At 69.0% G+C, this 17457-nt stretch carries 9 protein-coding genes; 2 read left to right on the top strand and 7 right to left on the bottom strand.

Annotation, left to right across the window (positions count from 1 at the left end; translation table 11 throughout):
* The 3 genes from NY1_RS37180 to NY1_RS37170 all read right to left on the bottom strand — a co-directional run.
* On the bottom strand, window positions 1-10572 hold a 10572-nt coding region (locus NY1_RS37180; protein WP_233434651.1), incomplete at its 3' end, for a non-ribosomal peptide synthetase.
* 33 nt (window positions 10573-10605) lie between these two features.
* On the bottom strand, window positions 10606-11070 hold the full coding sequence (locus NY1_RS37175) for an AMP-binding protein (RefSeq protein ID WP_067721936.1): 465 nt from the start codon (window positions 11068-11070) through the stop codon (window positions 10606-10608).
* A gap of 149 nt (window positions 11071-11219) precedes the next feature.
* On the bottom strand, window positions 11220-12083 hold the full coding sequence (locus NY1_RS37170; RefSeq protein WP_067721935.1) for a helix-turn-helix domain-containing protein: 864 nt from the start codon (window positions 12081-12083) through the stop codon (window positions 11220-11222).
* Window positions 12084-12261: 178 nt separating this feature from the next.
* Between NY1_RS37170 and NY1_RS42420 the strand changes: the two genes are divergently transcribed.
* Both NY1_RS42420 and NY1_RS37165 read left to right on the top strand, forming a co-directional pair.
* Entirely contained in the window at window positions 12262-12705 is a 444-nt protein-coding gene (locus NY1_RS42420) for a DUF4254 domain-containing protein (RefSeq protein WP_067827400.1), read from the top strand.
* Window positions 12706-12983: 278 nt separating this feature from the next.
* Complete coding sequence (locus NY1_RS37165; protein ID WP_067721933.1) at window positions 12984-13352, top strand: hypothetical protein; 369 nt, start codon at window positions 12984-12986, stop codon at window positions 13350-13352.
* A 74-nt stretch (window positions 13353-13426) separates the two neighbouring features.
* Here the strand turns inward: NY1_RS37165 and NY1_RS37160 are convergent, their stop codons facing one another.
* The 4 genes from NY1_RS37160 to NY1_RS37145 are packed head-to-tail and all read right to left on the bottom strand — an operon-like array spanning window position 13427 to window position 17400.
* A complete protein-coding gene (locus NY1_RS37160; protein ID WP_067721931.1) occupies window positions 13427-14224 on the bottom strand; it encodes an ABC transporter permease in 798 nt (265 codons plus the stop codon).
* A 2-nt stretch (window positions 14225-14226) separates the two neighbouring features.
* On the bottom strand, window positions 14227-15117 hold the full coding sequence (locus tag NY1_RS37155) for a 2-aminoethylphosphonate ABC transporter permease subunit (protein ID WP_067721929.1): 891 nt from the start codon (window positions 15115-15117) through the stop codon (window positions 14227-14229).
* Window positions 15114-16298 carry an ABC transporter ATP-binding protein gene (locus NY1_RS37150; RefSeq protein ID WP_067721927.1) on the bottom strand — a complete coding sequence of 395 codons (1185 nt, stop codon included), beginning with the start codon at window positions 16296-16298 and terminating at the stop codon, window positions 15114-15116. The genes NY1_RS37155 and NY1_RS37150 overlap by 4 nt, the downstream gene beginning before the upstream one ends.
* Before the next feature lie 34 nt (window positions 16299-16332).
* Window positions 16333-17400 (bottom strand): 2-aminoethylphosphonate ABC transporter substrate-binding protein, encoded by a 1068-nt coding sequence (locus NY1_RS37145; RefSeq protein WP_067721926.1) that lies wholly within the window; start codon window positions 17398-17400, stop codon window positions 16333-16335.
* Window positions 17401-17457: the final 57 nt, after the last annotated feature.

The following is a 17457-nucleotide window of genomic DNA, read 5'->3' as shown; positions in this document are numbered from 1 at the left end:
CGGCGGTACCCGCGGCCCGCCCTGCGGAGCCCGCGGCTCCGGCTGTGCCCACCGGAACCCGCGCATCCCGGCGCGCGGTTCGAAATGCGGTGTCCGCGCACCGGACCCCGAGGGGCGAGGTCCGGTGCGCGGCGTCCCCGCCTGCGGCCGCATGGGCCGCGGCGGTGGGCCTGCGGGGGAATCGGGACCGAGGGGAGCCGACCCCCGGGGATCGGACTGTGGTGATGCGTGTTGTGCATCGGGCCGGGCGGGAGGCTGGGGCGATCGGGATTCCGCGGACCGGGGTTGGTGGGCGGAATGCGGACGGAGTTCGGGTTGGGTGTCGCGGCGTTCCGGCTGCTGGGTCCGGAGTGCGGGCGGTGGGGTGAGAGATCGTTTGTCGTCGAGGACCAGCCAGGTGACGGCGTCGGGCAGGGCTGCGCGGTGGGCGCTGACGGTCAGGCCCAGCAGCGCGCCGGAGTCGGAGAGCATGTGTTCGATGCGATCCTGCGGGTAACGGGGATCGACGGGTACGAAGGCGGCGCCGACCTTGGCGGTCGCCCAGATCGCGGTGATCAGTTCCACGCTGCGGGAGAGAGCCAGGGCGACAACGGTTTCCGGGCCTGCTCCGGCGGCGGTGAGATGGCGTGCGAGGCGGGCGGAGTCGGCGTCCAGGCGGCGGTAGGACAGGCTGCGGCCCGCGGCGATGACGGCCGTATGGTCCGGGCGGGTCGCGGCGGCTTCCTGCAGGACGTCCGCGAGGGTGCGGGTGCCGGTGCTGCGCGGGCCGCGGCGCGGGACCAGGGCGGCGCGTTCGGAGTCCTCGAGGAGGTCGATATCGGAGATCCGGATGTTCGGGTTCGCCGTGATCGCGGTGAGGATCCGCCGCCACCTGGTGAGCAGCAGGGCGGCGGTGGATTCGTCGAACAGATCCACCGCGTAGGTGAGGGTGCCGTCCAGGCCGGTCGTCTCGCCGGGGGCGGGTTCGCGCAGGTCGAAGGTCAGGTCGAATTGTGAGGCGTCGCGCACGATCGGCTCGACTTCCACCCGCAGGCCGGGGAATTCGAGCACCGGCGCGGTGAAGTTCTGCAGCGACAGCGACACCTGGAACAGCGGATGGTGCGCGGTCGAGCGCGGCGGATCCAGCACCTGCACCAGCCGCTCGAACGGCACGTCCGCATTGGCGAACGCGTCGAGATCGGTGGTGCGCACGCCGGCCAGGAACTCCCGGAAGCCCAGACTCGGGTCCACGGTCGTGCGCAGCGCCAGGGTGTTGACGAACATGCCGACCATATCGTCCAGCGCGGCGTCCCCGCGCCCGGACATGGCGGTGCCCACCAGCACATCCGGCGATCCGGACAGCCGAGCCAGCAGTACGGCGAGCGCGGCGTGCACGACCATGAACAAACTGCTCTCGGTCCGCGCCGCCAATGCGCCGAGCGCCCCGTGCATTTCCGCGTCGATGCCGAACGCGAGATCCGCGCTCCGCATGCTCTGCACCGCCGGCCGCGGCCGATCGGCAGGCAGCTCCAACGCGTCCGGGGCACCCGCCAGCCGCTCGGACCAATACCGAACCTGCTGCGCAGCAACCGACTCCGCATCCCGATCGTCACCGAGCAGCTCCCGCTGCCACAGCGAGTAATCGGCATACTGCACCCGCAACTCCGGCCGCACCGACTCCACCCCCGCGGTCCGCGCCAGATACGCCCCCACCAGATCGGCAGCCAACGGTGCCATGGACGCCCCGTCCGCACTGATGTGATGCACCACCAGCACAACGACGTGCACGTCGTCCCCACCCGAATCCGGCTCGGCCGCAACCGAACTCAGTCCCCGCTCGAACTCGCTCGTGGCCGGAGTGCCGGAGTGGTGACCGGTTGCGCCGTCTACCCGCCCGGAGTTGCGCGGCTCACCGGCAGTGCGACCGCCCGCACGAGACGCATTCGCGCCACGACCCGATGTACGCCGCGACCCGAAATCGACTGTGGGATCCGCTGTGCTGTCTCCCCTGTCGCGAACGGAACCGGACGCGGCTCCGCTGGAATCGGACGCGTCATCGGCGGGTTGCGGCCATACCCGGCCCGGTCCGCGCCGCGATCCGAAGTGGACGGTGGGCTCCTCCGTGCTGTCGGCCGTATCGCGCGTCGTGCGCTTGCCGGGCCGGCGCGTGGCCGCCGCGCGTTCCATCTCGGTGCGGGCGAACGACGCCGTGGCGGCGGCCCGATCCGCCTCGCTGAGAGCGAGTTTCACGGTGGACGACTCGTTGACGACCTTGCCGCCGGGCGGCGGCGGGGGCGGCAGCATGTCGATGAAGGTGCCCGGTTGTAGCGTCGCATCCGGATCGTCGGTCGAAATGTCCTGGGAGACAGCCGGTTCAGTGGCTTCGACGATGCGCAGCAGACCCACCCGGAGGGGGGATTCGCGGGTGAGGTCGAAGCCGGTGCCGGTGAGTTCCTCGATGCGTTCGCGCAGCGGGGCGCCGTCTTCGGTGTCCAGGACCCGCAGGTCGGGGATCGCCGCTTCGGCGTTGAGCACGACCTGGCGCGGGCCTTCGGCATCGGCCGGGTAGATGGTGCGCAGGGTTTCGTGGCGGGCCACCACATCGGCGATGGCGAGGCGGAGAGCTTCGAGATCCAGTGTGCCGGTGAGGCGCAGGGCCGCGGTGATGTTGTACGCCGCCGAGCCGGGGTCCATGCGGTTGAGGACCCACATGCGCTGCTGGGCGGGGGAGAGGGGGACGCGATCCGGCCGGATACGCGGGGCCAGCGCCGGGCGGCCGGGCCGGTCGCCGGGCAGTTCACCGGCGGGCGTGACGCGTGCCGAGAGCTGTGCGACGGTGGGGGCGTCGAACAGATCGCGCAGGGCGACGGTGGCCCCGAGCGCCGCGTTCACGCGGGCGATCACCTTGGTGGCGCTGAGCGAGTTGCCGCCGAGTTCGAAGAAGGAGCGGTCGATACTGACCTGGTCGGTGCCGAGGATTTCGGCGAACACCTTCGCGACCGCTGTCTCGACCGCGCTGCGCGGGGCCAGATAGCGCTCTTGCAGACTGCTGAAATCCGGTGGGGTGAGGGCATTCCGGTCGAGTTTGCCGACCGGGGTGAGCGGGACATCGTCGAGTTCGATGATGTAGCTGGGCACCATGTAGCCGGGCAGCGCGCCGGCCACCCGGGTGCGCAGCAGTTCGGTATCCAGGCGCTCGCCTTCGACCGGCACCACGTACGACACCAGCACGGTCTGTCCGCCGGGTCCCGGGCAGCCCAGGGTGGCGGCGTATTCGACCTGTTCGTCGGCGGCCAGCACCGCGTCGATCTCCCCGAGCTCGATGCGCAACCCGCGGATCTTCACCTGGAAGTCGCTGCGCCCCTGGTATTCCAGCTCCAGCCGGGTCTCGTCACCGCTCTTGGCCTCGACCCAGCGCACCATATCGCCGGTGCGATACATGCGAGTCCCGGGCGCCCCGTACGGATTGGTCACGAAACGTGTCGCGGTGAGCGCGAATCGGTTGAAGTAGCCGCGCGCCAACGCCGGCCCCGCCAGATACAGCTCACCCGTGATACCCACCGGCACCGGCCGCAGCCAGGTGTCGAGCACCATGGCCTGCGCACCGCGAATCGGCGCGCCGATGGTGATCGGTTCCCCGGATCGCAGTTCGCCCGGCCCGGTCGCCCAGATGCTGAATTCGGTTGGCCCGTACAGGTTCACCATGCGCCGGTCCGGCGACCACGCCGCTACCAGCTCCGGTCCGGCCGCTTCGCCCGCGACCGCCAGATTGCGCAGATACGGCAGCCCGGCCGGGTTCATGGTGGCCAGCACCGACGGCGTGATCACCGCGTGCGTGACCCGCTGTTCGCGCAGCAGCGCTTCGAGTTCGCTGCCGCCGTACACATCCGGCGGCGAGATGACCAGCCGCCCGCCCATCGCGTGCGCCATCAGCAGCTCGTGCACCGAGGCGTCGAAACTGGGCGAGGCCACCTGCAGGGGGCTGGAGGTCTCGTTCAGATCGAGCGCGGTCTCCTGCGAGGAGATCAGGTTCGCGATCCCGCGATGACTGAGCAGCACCGCCTTCGGTTTGCCGGTCGAACCCGAGGTGTAGATGAGGTACGCGGTCTGGCTCAGATCGATCGGCCCGCCGCGTTCGGCATCGGTGATCGGCGCGTCCGACACCGTCATGACCCGCCGGATGGTGTTCAGATCGTCCAGCAGCAGCCAGTCGATGGTGCCCGGCAGCGATTCGCCGACCGCGCACACCGTCACCCCGATCGGCGCCTGCGAATCGGTGAGAATGTGCTCGATGCGCTCCACCGGATAGTTCGGATCCAGCGGCAGGAACGCCGCACCGGTCTTGGCCAGCGCCCACACCGCCACCACCGATTCCACCGACCGGGTCAGCGCCAGCACCACGAACACCTCGCGGCCGACGCCACGGCTCAGCAGCAGTCGCGCGAACCGGTTGGACCAGGCGTCGAGGTCGCGGTAGCTCATGCTGAGCGCACCGGAGCTGATGGCGATGGCGTCCGGGTTCACGCTCGCCCCGGCGGCCAGGATCTGCGGCAGGGTGCGCATGGGCACCGGATCGCCGCCGCGCACCGGCAGCAGCGAACGCCGCTCGGACGGTTCGCAATGCTGCAGTGCCGCCACCCGGCGGTTCGGGTGTTCGGCGATCTGGTCGAGCAGGAACACGAACCGTTCCAGCAGCCGCCGCGCCGCCGCCTCGGGCAGTTGATCGGCCATGAATTTCACGCTGATCTGCAAGCTTTCGGCGCCGTCGGCGTCGCGCTGCGGGATCACCATGAGGTTGAGCGGGTACGGGGTGGCGTCGGTGCCGCTCACATCCAGGATCCGCATGCCGGCGATATCCATTGCCCGCGACAGGGTTTCGCGGTCGATGGGATAGGACTCGAACACGGTGAGGGTGTCGAAGAGCTCCGGCAAGCCGACCGCCTGGTGAATGGCGGCCAGCCCGACATGCTGATGGTCCAGCAAGCGCGCCTGCTCGCCCTGCACCCGGGCCAGCAGTTCGGACACGCGCTCACCGGGATCCAGCCGCACCCGCACCGGCAGGGTGTTGATGAACAGGCCCACCATTTCCTCGACGCCGGTCAGCTGCGGCGGGCGGCCGGAGACGGTGCCGCCGAACACCACGTCGGTGCGGCCGGTGAGCATGGTGAGCAGCAGCGCCCACGCGGCCTGCACGCCGGTATTGACGGTCGCGCCCGCCGCGCGCACGGCCGCTTCGAGGCGGGTCAGGTGCGCGGTGCTGAAATCGGCTGTCACCATGCCGGATTCGGTGGAGGTGAGACCGGCGAGCGTGGGGATCGCGCGGGTGGGCGAGTCCACTCCGGCGAGGGCTGCGGTCCAGGCGGCGATCGATGCCGCATCGTCCTGTTCACCCAGCCAGGCCAGGAATTCCCGATAGGAATGCGCCGGCGCGGAACCGATCTCGTGCCCGGTGACGGCGGCGAGATACCCGGACAGCAGTTCGCGCACCACCAGCGGCGTGGACCAGCCGTCCAGCACCAGATGGTGATTGGTCATGAGCAGCGTGTAGGTGTCCTCGCCGGAGCGGATGAGCGTGAACCGCAACAGCGGCGGACGGGCCAGATCGAAGCGGGTGCCGCCGTCGACCGCGACCAGGCGCTCCAGTTCCCGCTGCCGTTCCGCGGCCTCCGGGATATGGCTCAGGTCGAGCTCCTGCCAGGGGATCTCGGCTGCTCCGAGCACCAATTGCCGTGGCCCGTCCGAGGTTTCGGTGAACGCGACCCGCAGCACCTCGTGCCGGTCCAGCAGGGCTTGGGCGGCGGCCCGCAGCCGGGGCGCGTCCACCCGGCCGGCCAGTGACAGGCGGGTCTGCACCGTGTAGCCGTCGGCGGTGTCGTTGTCGTAGCGGGCATGGAACAGCAGCCCGTACTGCAGGGGTGACAGCGGCCAGATGTCGGCGAGCGACGGGTAATCCCGCTCCCAGCCGTCGATCTGCGCCTGCCGCACCGGGACCAGCGCGAAATCGGACGGGGTATGCCCGCCCGCCTCGGCCGACCGGGCGTGGGTGACGAGCGCGGTCAGCGCCTCCGCCCAGAGCGCGGCGAATTCCCGCACCCGATCCTCGGTGAACAGCCGCGAGGCGTACGCCCAGGTGACCTCGAGGCCGGCATCGGTGAGGAAGGCGTTGATGTCGACGGCCGCGGCCAGGGGTGCGCGATCGTCATTGGTGGCGGTGAACCGCGTCGGCAGCCACGGTGTTTCGCTGCCCTCGCCGCCGGTTCCGGTGCGCCCCAGATAGTTGAAGCTGAGCTGCGGGGTGGGCGTATGACCCAGCCCCGATTCGGCGTCGAGATACCGCAGCATCCCGTACCCGACACCCTTGTCCGGGATCTCGCGCAGCTGTTCCTTCACGGCCTTCAGCGCCGCTCCGGCTGCCGCGCCGCCCCGGAAAGCGTCCTCGATATCGATGCCGCTGAGGTCCAGCGCCACCGGATACACGCTGGTGAACCAGCCCGCCGTGCGCGAAACATCGGCCCCCGGCAGCAGCGCTTCCTCGCGCCCGTGTCCCTCCAAGGTGAGCAACGTGCGCGTCGTGCCCCGCATCCGTGTCGTGGCCATGGCCAGCGCGGTCAGCAACGCGTCGTCCACACCGCAATGGAATCGCTCCGGAACGAGTTCCAGTGCCGCCGAGGCGATTTCGGCATCGACAACGGTCCGGGTCTGCCCCATGGTGGCGACGGTGTCCCGCCGCGGATCCAGTGGATAGGTATCCAACGGCGGATCTGGCGTAGCCGAAATCCGCTGCCACAAAGCGAGTTCGCCCCGCCGCTCCGCAACCTGCTCCACCTGCCCATGCGCCCACCGCCGGAACGAGGTCCCCACCGGCGGCAACTCACCTCCCGCCCAAGCGGTAGCCAGATCCGGCAACAGAATCCGCCACGTGATTCCGTCGGTCACCAGGTGATGCAGCACCACCCACAGCAACGGCCCCGCCCCATCCCGCTCCACCAGCATGAACCGCGCCATCACCCGCCCCGCCGGATCCAGCCGATCCGCCGCCCACTGCAACTCCGCCTCCACATCGGAATCGCCCGCCGTGCGCACGATCTCGACCAAATCCTCCGCCCGCGCCGAGCCCACCGCTCCGACGGTCCACTCCCAGCCGCGATCCGGGTCGAAACCCGCCGCCGCCGCGGCCGGGCCGGAATCCATACCCTGCGCACCGCGAACCAGCTTGCTGCGCAGAACATCGTGCCGGTCCAGTAGCGCCTGTACTGCGGGAACCAACCGGTCGCGATCCACATCGGCGGGCAGCGGAATCAAGGCCGCCTGCGCATACCGCCGCCAGGTGGGCCCGTGTTCGAGCATGGCGTGCACCACCGGGGTGAGCGGAATCGGCCCGATTCCGCCGCCCGGCAACTCGTACACCTGCGGCTCGGTCGCATCCGTGGCCACCGCCGCCAGCGCGGCAACGGTCTTGTGCTCGAACACATCCCGGGCCCGCAAGCACAGGCCCGCCGTTTTGGCGCGCGCCACCAGTTGAATGGCGACGATGCTGTCTCCGCCCAGGGCGAAGAAATTGTCATCCGCGCCGACCGCTTCCACACCCAGCACTTCGGCGAACACGCCCGCCAGGAGCTGCTCCCGCTCGGTCACCGGCATCCGCCCGGTCGTGGCACGGGCGGTGAAATCCGGCTCCGGCAGCGCCCGCCGATCCACCTTCCCCGCCGGCGTCAGCGGCAGCGAATCCAGCACCATGACGACACTCGGCACCATATGCGCCGGAAGCTGCCGCGCGACAGTGGCTTTCACCGCTTCGGGGTCGATGTACGCCGACGGGGCCGATCGGGTTTCGGAATCGTCGGATGCAGTGGGTGGTTCCAGCGCATCGGATTCGATCGCGTCCGGTCCGGCGAGTACGTAGGTCACCAGCGCCGTCGCGCCGCCCGGGGTGGTCGCGCCGACGGTGATGGCGACCTGGACGCCGGGGTGGCGGGCGACCGCGGCGTCGACTTCGCCGAGTTCGATGCGGAAGCCGCGGACCTTGACCTGGGTGTCGCTGCGGCCGCCGAATTCCAGTTCCCACTGGCTGTTGCGGCGCACCCAGCGGACGAGATCGCCGGTGCGGTAGAGCCTTTCGCCCGCCGCGAAGGGGTTCGCGACGAAGCGTTCGGCGGTGAAGCCGATGCGCTGGTGGTAGCCGCGCGCCAGGCCGTCGCCGCCGAGATAGAGTTCGCCGGTCACGCCCGGCGGCACCGGGCGGAGCCAGGGATCGAGGACCACGGCGCGCGCGCCGCGGGACGGGCCGCCGATGGTGATCCGGTCACCGGGTGCGAGCGGAGCGCTCAGCGTGGCGGTGACGGTGGTTTCGGTGGGGCCGTAACCGTTGAGTACGGTGCGGCCGGCCCAGCGGATGGGGAGTTCGGGCGGGCAGGCGTCGCCGCCGACCACGACCGTGCCGAGGCGGGGGAGGGTGTCGGGGTCCAGGGAGCCCGCGACGGCGGGGGTCACGTTCAGGTGGGTGACTTCGAGGGTGCGCAATACCCGGGCCAGTTCGTCGCCCGCGTAGGCGGCGGGCGGCACCACCGCGACCGTCGCGCCGACCGCGAACGCGATCAGCAATTCCTCCACCGAGATGTCGAAACTCGGCGAAACGGCGTGCGCGACGACGGCATCGGAGCCGACGCCGAACGCCGCCCCGGAGCCGGTCGCGAGGTTGGCCAGGCCGCGGTGGGTCACGCCGACGCCCTTGGGCAGGCCGGTGGAACCCGAGGTGTAGATCAGATAGGCGAGCTGGCCGAGATGGACCGGTGTGATCCGGTCGGCGTCGGTGACCGGCGCGGGGCTCGCAGCGTCGAGCCACCGCTGGGTATCCGGATCGTCGAGCACCAGCCATTGCACCCGGTCCGGCAGCGCCGCCCGGGACCCGGCGACCGTCACGCCCGCGACCACGCCGCTGTCGGCGATCATGTGCTCGATCCGGTCCGTCGGATAGCCGGGATCGATCGGCACGAACGCCGCACCGGTCTGCGCCACGGCCCAGGTCGCCAGCACCGACTCGGCGGAGCGTGGAATCGAAATCGCCACCGGCCGTTCGGGTCCCGCGCCGGCGGCGATCAACACCCGGGCGAGCCGATGGCAGTATTCGCTCAGTTCCTTATAGGTGTACGCCGCCCCGTCCGCACGCAAGGCAATGGCCGAGGGCGCGTGCAGCGCTCCGGCCGTGAGGATTTCGGGCAGCGTACGAGGCTGCGCCGGACTTCGCCCATAGGCGGGCACCAGTTCGGCCCGTTCACCTTCCGACACCGCCGCCACCCCGGTCAGCGGCCCGTCCAGACCGGCCGCCAGGAATCGGTGCAGGAAGTCCAGGAACCGCGCGTGCAATGCCGTCAGCTCGGCGTCGCCGTAACGGTTCGGGTTGGCCTGGAAATCGATGTGGGTGCGTTCGCCGCCGGCGCCGGGATACACATTGACGAACAGATCGTCGATCAATCCCGAGGTCAGCACGTTCAGCCGCCCGGTCACCTCGCCCAGGCGAATGCGGGTGTCGGCCAGCATGAGGTTGACGGTCGGCCCGAACCCGGCCATCTCGTCCATCGCCCAGCCGAGATCGCGGACGATGTCCTCCTGCCGGTACCGCTGCCGCCGCAGCGCCGCGGTCAGCTCGTTCTGGGTGGCCCGGATCAGCATGCCGACCGTGGCGGTGGGCATGGGGTGCAGGCGCAGCGGCACCACATTGGCCACCATGCCGCCCGAACGGCGCAGGGTGGCGGTGGTGCGGCCGGACACCGGCAGGCTCAGCACGATCTCGCCGCTGCCGGTCATGGCGCCGACGAACGCGCCGAACGCGGCCACGATGATCGGCGCGGCGCTGGTGGACAGTTCGGCGGCCACCGCGTCCAGCAGGGCGGCCGTCTCGTCGGGCAGCGCCCCGGAGAGCAGCCGCGGATGCGCGTCCACCGCACCGGTGCGCCGGCCCAGGAACGCCGGCTCGGCCATCCCCTGCAGATGCTCGCGCCAGTACTGCCGGTCCGCCGCCAGCTTGTCCGAATCCCGGTATGCCGCATCGGCTTCCACGATGTGCTCGAGCGGCTGCGCCTTGCCTTCCGGGATCTGCTCGCCGCGCACGGCCGCGTTGTAGATCTCCCCGGTGCGCTGCAGCATGGTCAGCGCGCCCACGCCATCGAGCAGGATGTGGTGGAACCGCGAATACCACCACCAGCGGTCGGCCCCGAGCCGCAGCATGGCGACCTTGCACAACCGGTCCCGCGTCATATCCAGCGGTGCGGTGTACTCGGTGCGCATCCAGGCCCGCGCCGCCGCCTCCGGATCGGCCTCGGACCGGAAGTCCACGGTGTCGATGCGATCGTCGAGGCTGGTGTCCACGAGTTGCCAAGGCAGCTCGTCGATTTCGAGCAGGCGCAGATAGCCGGTGCCGAACTCGCGCCCGGCCCGGCGCGCGGCGTCGGCGAGCAGTTCGATGTCCACCGCCCCGTCGAACTCGACGTACTGGGCGATGGAAATCGGGGTCTCACCGGCCAGATGCTGCGCGAACCAGATGCCGCGTTGCGCCGCGGACAGGGCGAAGGCCGACGTGGGGGAGCTGGAAGCCATGTAACGTCCTGCGTGCTGGGGATATCGGGCGGGTCAGGAAGCCATCCGCGCCGTATGGAGCTCCGCGTCGGTGAGCGGTGCGTCGGAGCCGGTGAGGTACTGCAGCAGGGTGGAGCGCTCGTCCAGCACCAGCCAGTGGCTCGCATCGGTCAACCGGTCGCGGCCCGCCTTGGTGGTGATGCCGAAATCGACTCGCGCGGAGGTGGTTTCGGACAGCAGCGGCACGGGGGTGGCGCCGGTTTTGGTGATCGCCAGCCGGGAGACGACGGCCTCCAGTTGCGGCGTGTCGGCGATCGCGACCCGGGTGCCGGGGCGGGCTCCGAGCACCAGCAGCATGCGGGCCAGGCGATTGCTCCAGCGGTCGAGCTCGGCGTAGGTGAGGGCGCAGTCGGGAGCGGTGGCGGCCACGTCGGCCGGTCCGGTCTGATGTGCAGCAGGTGACGCGCTGCCCCGCAGCGGAACGAGGGTGGCGGCGGTGGAGGTAACCGGCTTGCACATCGAACATCATCCTCTCGGAAGTGCGGCTTTGTGGTGCTGTTCGGGATGTATTCCACTGTCGCCGCATTCGGTTCACCTCGACAGCGACCTCAGTGCTGCCGATCTCCGATCCGAGGGTGAGGGTTTGCCCACCTAGGGTGGGTGGATGATCATTTGTCCAGTTCGATCATGGTGGCGTCGATCATCTCCAGGGAGTCGCGGGGGCTGAGCGCCATGGCGCGGAGCTGGTCGAACATGACGCCGTAGCGGCGGACCTCGGGGTGGCCCTCGATCAGCTCGTCATTGGCGATGCCCTCGACGTAGACCAGTTCCGGGTCGGCCGGATCGGGGAAGTCGAGCAGGGTGAAGGAGCCCAGCATGCCCGGGTGCGCGCCGGCGTCGAAGGGCAGGATCTGCAGGATCACGTTCCGCTTCTCGGTCTCGTCGCGTAAGCGCTGCAACTGTTCCCGCATGATCTCGCGGCCGCCCACGTTGCGGCGGATGACGGCTTCGTCCAGCACCACCCACAGTTCCAGGGCGTCCTCCTTGGTGAGCACTTTGGAGCGCTGCACGCGGGCCTGAATCCGTTGCTCGCGAACCTGTTCCGAGATTTTCGGCATGGTGGTCTCGTAGACGGCGTTGGCGTACGGCTCGGTCTGCAGCAGGCCGGGGATGAAGGTGGACTGGAAGAACCGGGCCGAGAGCGCCTCGGCTTCGAAGTTGATGTACGCGCCGTAGACCTCCGACACGGCGTCCTCGAAGGAGCGCGCCATGCCGGGGCGGAGCGCATCCACCAGCAACTGCAAGGCATCTGAACGTTGCGGCTCGCCGATGCCGTAGAGATCCAGCATGGCCGTGAGGGTTCGGCGCTGTGGCCTGGCCTGGGCCGTCTCGATCCGGTACAGGGTGGTGACATTGATCCCGGTTTTGGCGCTGACCACCTCTTTGCTGAGGTTGGCGCTCTCCCGCATCTCGTGCAGCATCGCCGCGAGGCGGCGCAAACGGACGGTGAGCACAGTGCGCTTGCCTGCCATGACATCCCTTTCGCTTGGCGCACTTGCTAGAACGCAGTATTGCGTTCTTGCATTTGTAAGAGCATGATCCAGCTAGCCTATTCGTGTTGAACCGATCCGTAGACCGGTATAGCTGAATCCGGAGACCAATCATGTTGGTGCGATTAGTGATGCTGTCTGTTGCGTTTGGGGAGTCGCGATGACCATGTCGATAGCCGGCGTGCTGCCGACAGCTCCGCAATTGCTCTGCGCCTTCCAGGGCCGCCGATTTCAAGATCGAGTTTTACTGCGATCGGCACATGCGCTCGCGGAGTTGCACGAACGCCGGGGGCAGGTCCGCGATCCGATGTTGATCACCGAGATCGATTGCCGCCGCGATGAACTCGTTGACGATATCAATGATTGGGTGGAGCAGGAACTCCCGCAACACCGCAACGGAGCTGCGCTACACACCGAAAGTCTGGGGGCCGTCGTCGACCGCATGGCCCGGAGCTGGGTGGAAGCGAATCAAGTGATAGACCACGAGGGCGCGGCCAGCGATAACACCCATAAACACTGGTACCATCTCGCCGAACTCGTTGACGGTTACACTGATCTCGTAATCGACGTGGCCGGAGGCCGTCGCCGTTTACCAGAACAATGATTCGAAATGCATTGACACAATTGATGCATTGCTACAGTGTCATTGTCGCCAGCGGTGACGTCATTCGATGCGCGGCTATCCGACCAGTAGCCCGCACGAACCCTAGGACGTCGCCCGCCACAAGACGGCGGGCGCAACGGGGCGCCCCGCCCGGCGTGCCGCGTGGTCGACTGGCGCGGCACGCCCGCCCCTGATCTCCCACGGCGGGACGCCCGATCCCACTTTCGCGAAATTGCAGGCGTAAAAAAGCATTTCACAATCCACCTTGGAGTGCGTCCATGACCACGCCCAACCCCCCGGCCCCGCACCTCTACACCCAAGCGGCCGCCGGCACCTTCCACATGGACCCCGCGGCCGCCCGCAAGTGCGCCGCAACCTACCTGCGCTTCGCCGACTCCCTAACCCCCCAAATCCACCACACCACAACAACTCACGCCTTATCCGGCTTCGGCGGCTTCGACTCGGCCCACCAACTCCAGTCAGGCTTCGAACGCAAAGGCCACCACCTAACAGCCACCCTCAGGGCCCTCCATCAATCAGCCCTACACCTGGCAGCCGCCCACCTCCTGGCCGCCGGCCTGATAGAGGCCACCGACACCCACACCGCAGGCCTCCTAGCCGCCGCCACCCAAAACTCTCCGAGCTGATCCCTCCTCGGAGAAACCAGTTGGGCCGCTACCCACCCGGGTACCGGCCCAACTGTCATGTGGTCGTGCGGATTTCAGCGGAGGGCGGCGCGGCCCTTGAGGCGGCCGAGGATTACCAGGGCTAGGAGGGTTACCAGGACCAGGAGGGTGGTGCTGGCGGCGGCGTCGAAGACTTCGCCTCGGTCGGTGGCGGCGAAGATGCTGACGGGGAGGGTTTTCCAGGTGGCGGGGTAGACCATGATGGTGGCGCCCAGTTCGCCCATGGAGAGGGCTATGGCCAGGCCGGCGGCTGCGCCTAGGGCGGGGAGGAGGAGGGGGAGGGTGATTCGGGTGAGGACTCGGAAGGGGGAGGCGCCCAGGGATTCGGCGGCTTGCTGGTAGCCGGGGTCCAGGCGGTCCAGGGCGGCTGAGACGCCGGAGAAGGCGTAGGCGAGGACCAGGACGGTGTGGGCCAGGATGACTATCCACTTGGTGCCGCCGAGGAGGAGGGGGCGCTCGTTGAAGGTGATGAGGACGCCGAGGCCGATGGCTACCGAGGGGACGGCTACCGGGACGTGGAAGACGGCGTCGGTGGTGCGGCGCAGCCAGGCGGGGGTTTCGCGGGAGGCGAGGGCGGCCCAGGTGCCGAGGACGAGGGCGATGAGGCTGGCCAGGAGGGCGGTTTGCAGGCTCACCGAGAGGCTGGCGGATTGTTCGCCGGAGAGGGCGCGATCGAAATTGGCGAAGCCGAGATCGGAAGGGAGGGGGCCGGTCCAGCTGCCGGCCAGGGCGGCGGCGATGACCGTGGCGATGGGGGCCACGAAGACGATCGCCACCACCAAGGCGAAAACGGCCAGGACGGTGAGCCGGCCGCGGCGGGTCCAGACGAGCATGGTCAGGCCTCCTTGCGGGTGCCGGTGAGGCGGGAGAACAGCAGGCGGTAGCCGAGGTAGAGGCTCAGGGACAGCAGGACCTGGATGGAGGCCAGGACCGCGGCGCCGGGCAGGTCGAAGGTGACGATGCCGCGCGTGTAGATCAGCGCGGGCAGGGTGATCACGCCCTTGGCGCCGGTGAACAGGACGATGCCGAACTCGTTGAGGGTCAGCAGGAGTACGAGGCTGCCGCCGGCCGCGAGGGCGGGCCAGGCCTCGGGAAGCACCACCTGCCGGAAGACACGCCAGGGCGACGCGCCGAGGCTGGAGGCGACGTCGAGTTGTTCGCGGGGCAGCTGCGCGAAGGCGGCCAGCAGCGGCCGCACCACGAAGGGCGTGAAGAAGGTGATCTCGGCGAGGATCACGCCCCAGGGGGTGGACAGGAAGTTCAGCGCCGGTTCCTTGTCACCGGTCAGCTGCGTGATGAAAGCGTTGACGGCGCCGGCGGTTCCGTAGAGGAAGGTGAAGGCGAGCGTCACCAGGAACGACGGCAGCGTCAGCACCGTGTCGATGAGCCGCCCGACCAGCTGCGAGCCGGGGAACGGGATGAAAGCCAGCACCACCGCCAGGAAAGTCCCGAGGATCAAGCAGCCGAGCGTGGAGCTGACCGCGATGGAGACGGTGCGCCACAAGGCATTCCGGAACGATTCCTCGCCCAGCACCTTGCTCCAGGTGTCCGTCCCGCGCCCGGATTTCGTCTTGGTGGACTCCAGCAGCACCCGCACGATCGGATACACGGCGATGAGCAGCACCACCAGCACCGGCGGCAACGTCCACAGCACGGGCCGCAGACCGCTCCGGGTTGACGGCGGCTCGGCGGCCGGTTCCGCGGGCGATTCGAGCAGGGCGGTCATGCGCGCACCCCGGAATCCCCTGCGGCGGAATCGGTTCCGGGCGCGGGCGGAATCAGCACGCCCGCCGGATCGGGGAACCGCACACCGACGTGATCGCCCGCCACGAGCTCGCTGTGCCCGGGCACATCGGCGGTGAACTCGCCGGGAATCCCCGGCACGGTCAAATGCAGGCGCGTCGAAGCACCCTTCCACACGGCGGTGATCACGGTGCCGCGCAACACATCTCGCTCGGTGAGCGCCGCGATCGCGATGGTGTGCGGCCGGACCACCAGCTGCGCTTCGGCATTCACCGCCCACTCCGGCCGCCCGACCCCCGGCCGCGGCGCCTCCGCCCGCAAGGTGTGCTCACCCACGCTCACCAGCGCCGTCGTACCGGAAACCCGATTCACCGTGCAGGGCAGCAGATTCGCCCCACCCAGGAACGACGCCGTGAAATCGGTCGACGGCTGCTGCCACAACTGCTTGGCGGTATCGATATCGACCAGCCGCGCATCCTGCATCACCGCGATCCGGTCCGCCAGCGCCAGCGCCTCGGACTGATCGTGCGTCACATACAGCATCGCCGTGTCCGGCAACGCTTTTCGCAGCTGCTGCAATTCCCCGAGCATGTTCTGCCGCAACTGCGCGTCCAGCGCCGCCAGCGGCTCGTCGAGCAACAGCACCTTCGGCCGGATGGCCAGCGCCCGCGCGATCGCGACCCGCTGCTGCTGCCCGCCGGACAGCTCGCGCGGCAGCCGCTTGGCGTACGCCCCCATCCCGACCATCTCGAGCGCTTCGGCGACCCGATCGCCGATCTCGTTGCGCGGCACCCGATGCGCCTTCAACCCGAACGCCACATTGTCGTGCACCCGCATGTGCGGGAACAGCGCGTACGACTGCACCACCACCCCGATCCCGCGCTTGGCGGGCGAGAGATGAGTGACGTCACGCCCGGCCAGCCGCACCGTGCCCGAGGTCGGCTGGACGAATCCGGCCAGGGCCTTGAGCGCGGTGGATTTGCCGGACCCGCTGGGGCCCAGGAGCGCGACCGTTTCCCCCGCGGCGACCCGCAGGTTGAAATCGGCCAGGGCGACGGTGGTTCTGCGGCCGCGGCCGTAGGTGACACCCACCCGGTCGAACACGATGGCCGGTTCGGTGGTGGCGTGGTCGGCCACCGTGTTCGTCGTCAACGCGGAAGACATGGTTGCTGCTCCTGGGCTCGATGCGAAAGGGCGACTAGCTACCGGTGGCCTTGTTGTAGGCGGCCACGTCGGCATCCAGCTCGTCGAGCACCTTGTTCCAATCGGGATGCACGATCTCGACGTTCTTGATCAGCGAGGCCGGCGACACCGCACCGGCCGGGGCGGGCGTGCCCGCGAGGTCGGTGCGGGCCGGGACGGCATTGGCGTCGGGCAGGGTCTTCTGCGCCTCGGCGGACAGCAGGAAGGTCATCAGCTTCTTACCGGCGTCGGAGTGCGGCGCGCCCTTGGCCAGGCCCATCAGGTACGGCAGGGCGACGGTGGACTGCTTGCCGTCGGCGGCGGCCGGGAAGAACAGGCTGAACTTGGAGCCCTTCTCCTTGATGGTGGCCAGGTTCATCTGGATGTCGCCGTTGGCGACGACGATCTCGCCCTTGTCGACCTTGGCCTGCAGCTTGCCGGTGGAGGAGGACGGGCCGACATTGTTGGCCTGCAGTTTGGCCAGGTAGTCCAGCGCGCCCTGCTTGCCGTAGAGCGACTGCAGCAGGATCAGCACCGCGGTGCCGTCACCGGCCTGGCCGGGGGTGGAGTACTGCAGCTTGCCCTTGTACTCCGGCTTCAGCAGGTCGTCCCAGGTCAGCTTGGCGGCATCGACCGACGGGTTGGCGATGAAGCACAGGTAGTTGCCGGCCAGCGTGACCCAGTTGCCCTTGGCGTCCTTGTCGGCGGCGGCGACGGCGCTGAAGTCGACGCCGCTGGACTGCAGCAGCCCCTGCTTGTCGGCCTTCTGCATGAACGGCGGCAGCGTGACGATGACGTCGGCCTGCGCGTTGGACTGTTCCTTGTCGACGCGGTTGACGACCTCGGCGGAGCCGGCCTCGACCAGGTTGACCGAAATGCCGGTCTGGTCCTTGAATTTCGCGAACTGGGTCTTGTACCAGTCGCCGACGCCGTCGGCGGAGTAGACGGTGACCGTCTTGCCGTCGGCGGAATCGCTGCCGGTACCGCCGCACGCGGTCAGGCTGAACGCGACCGCGGTGGCGGAGGTGAGGATCAATGCGGTGCGGGCGATGGTGCGTGCGAGGCGGTTGTTCGGATTACGCACGGTGCAAGCAACTTTCAGCTCGTGGGACGAGAAACTCGAAGGGATGGGGGGATATCC

It is taken from the genome of Nocardia yamanashiensis NBRC 100130, assembly GCF_001613325.1.
Lineage (GTDB): Bacteria > Actinomycetota > Actinomycetes > Mycobacteriales > Mycobacteriaceae > Nocardia > Nocardia yamanashiensis.
Note: the sequence above shows the minus strand (reverse complement) of the source record. Positions and strands in the feature narration are given on the sequence as shown.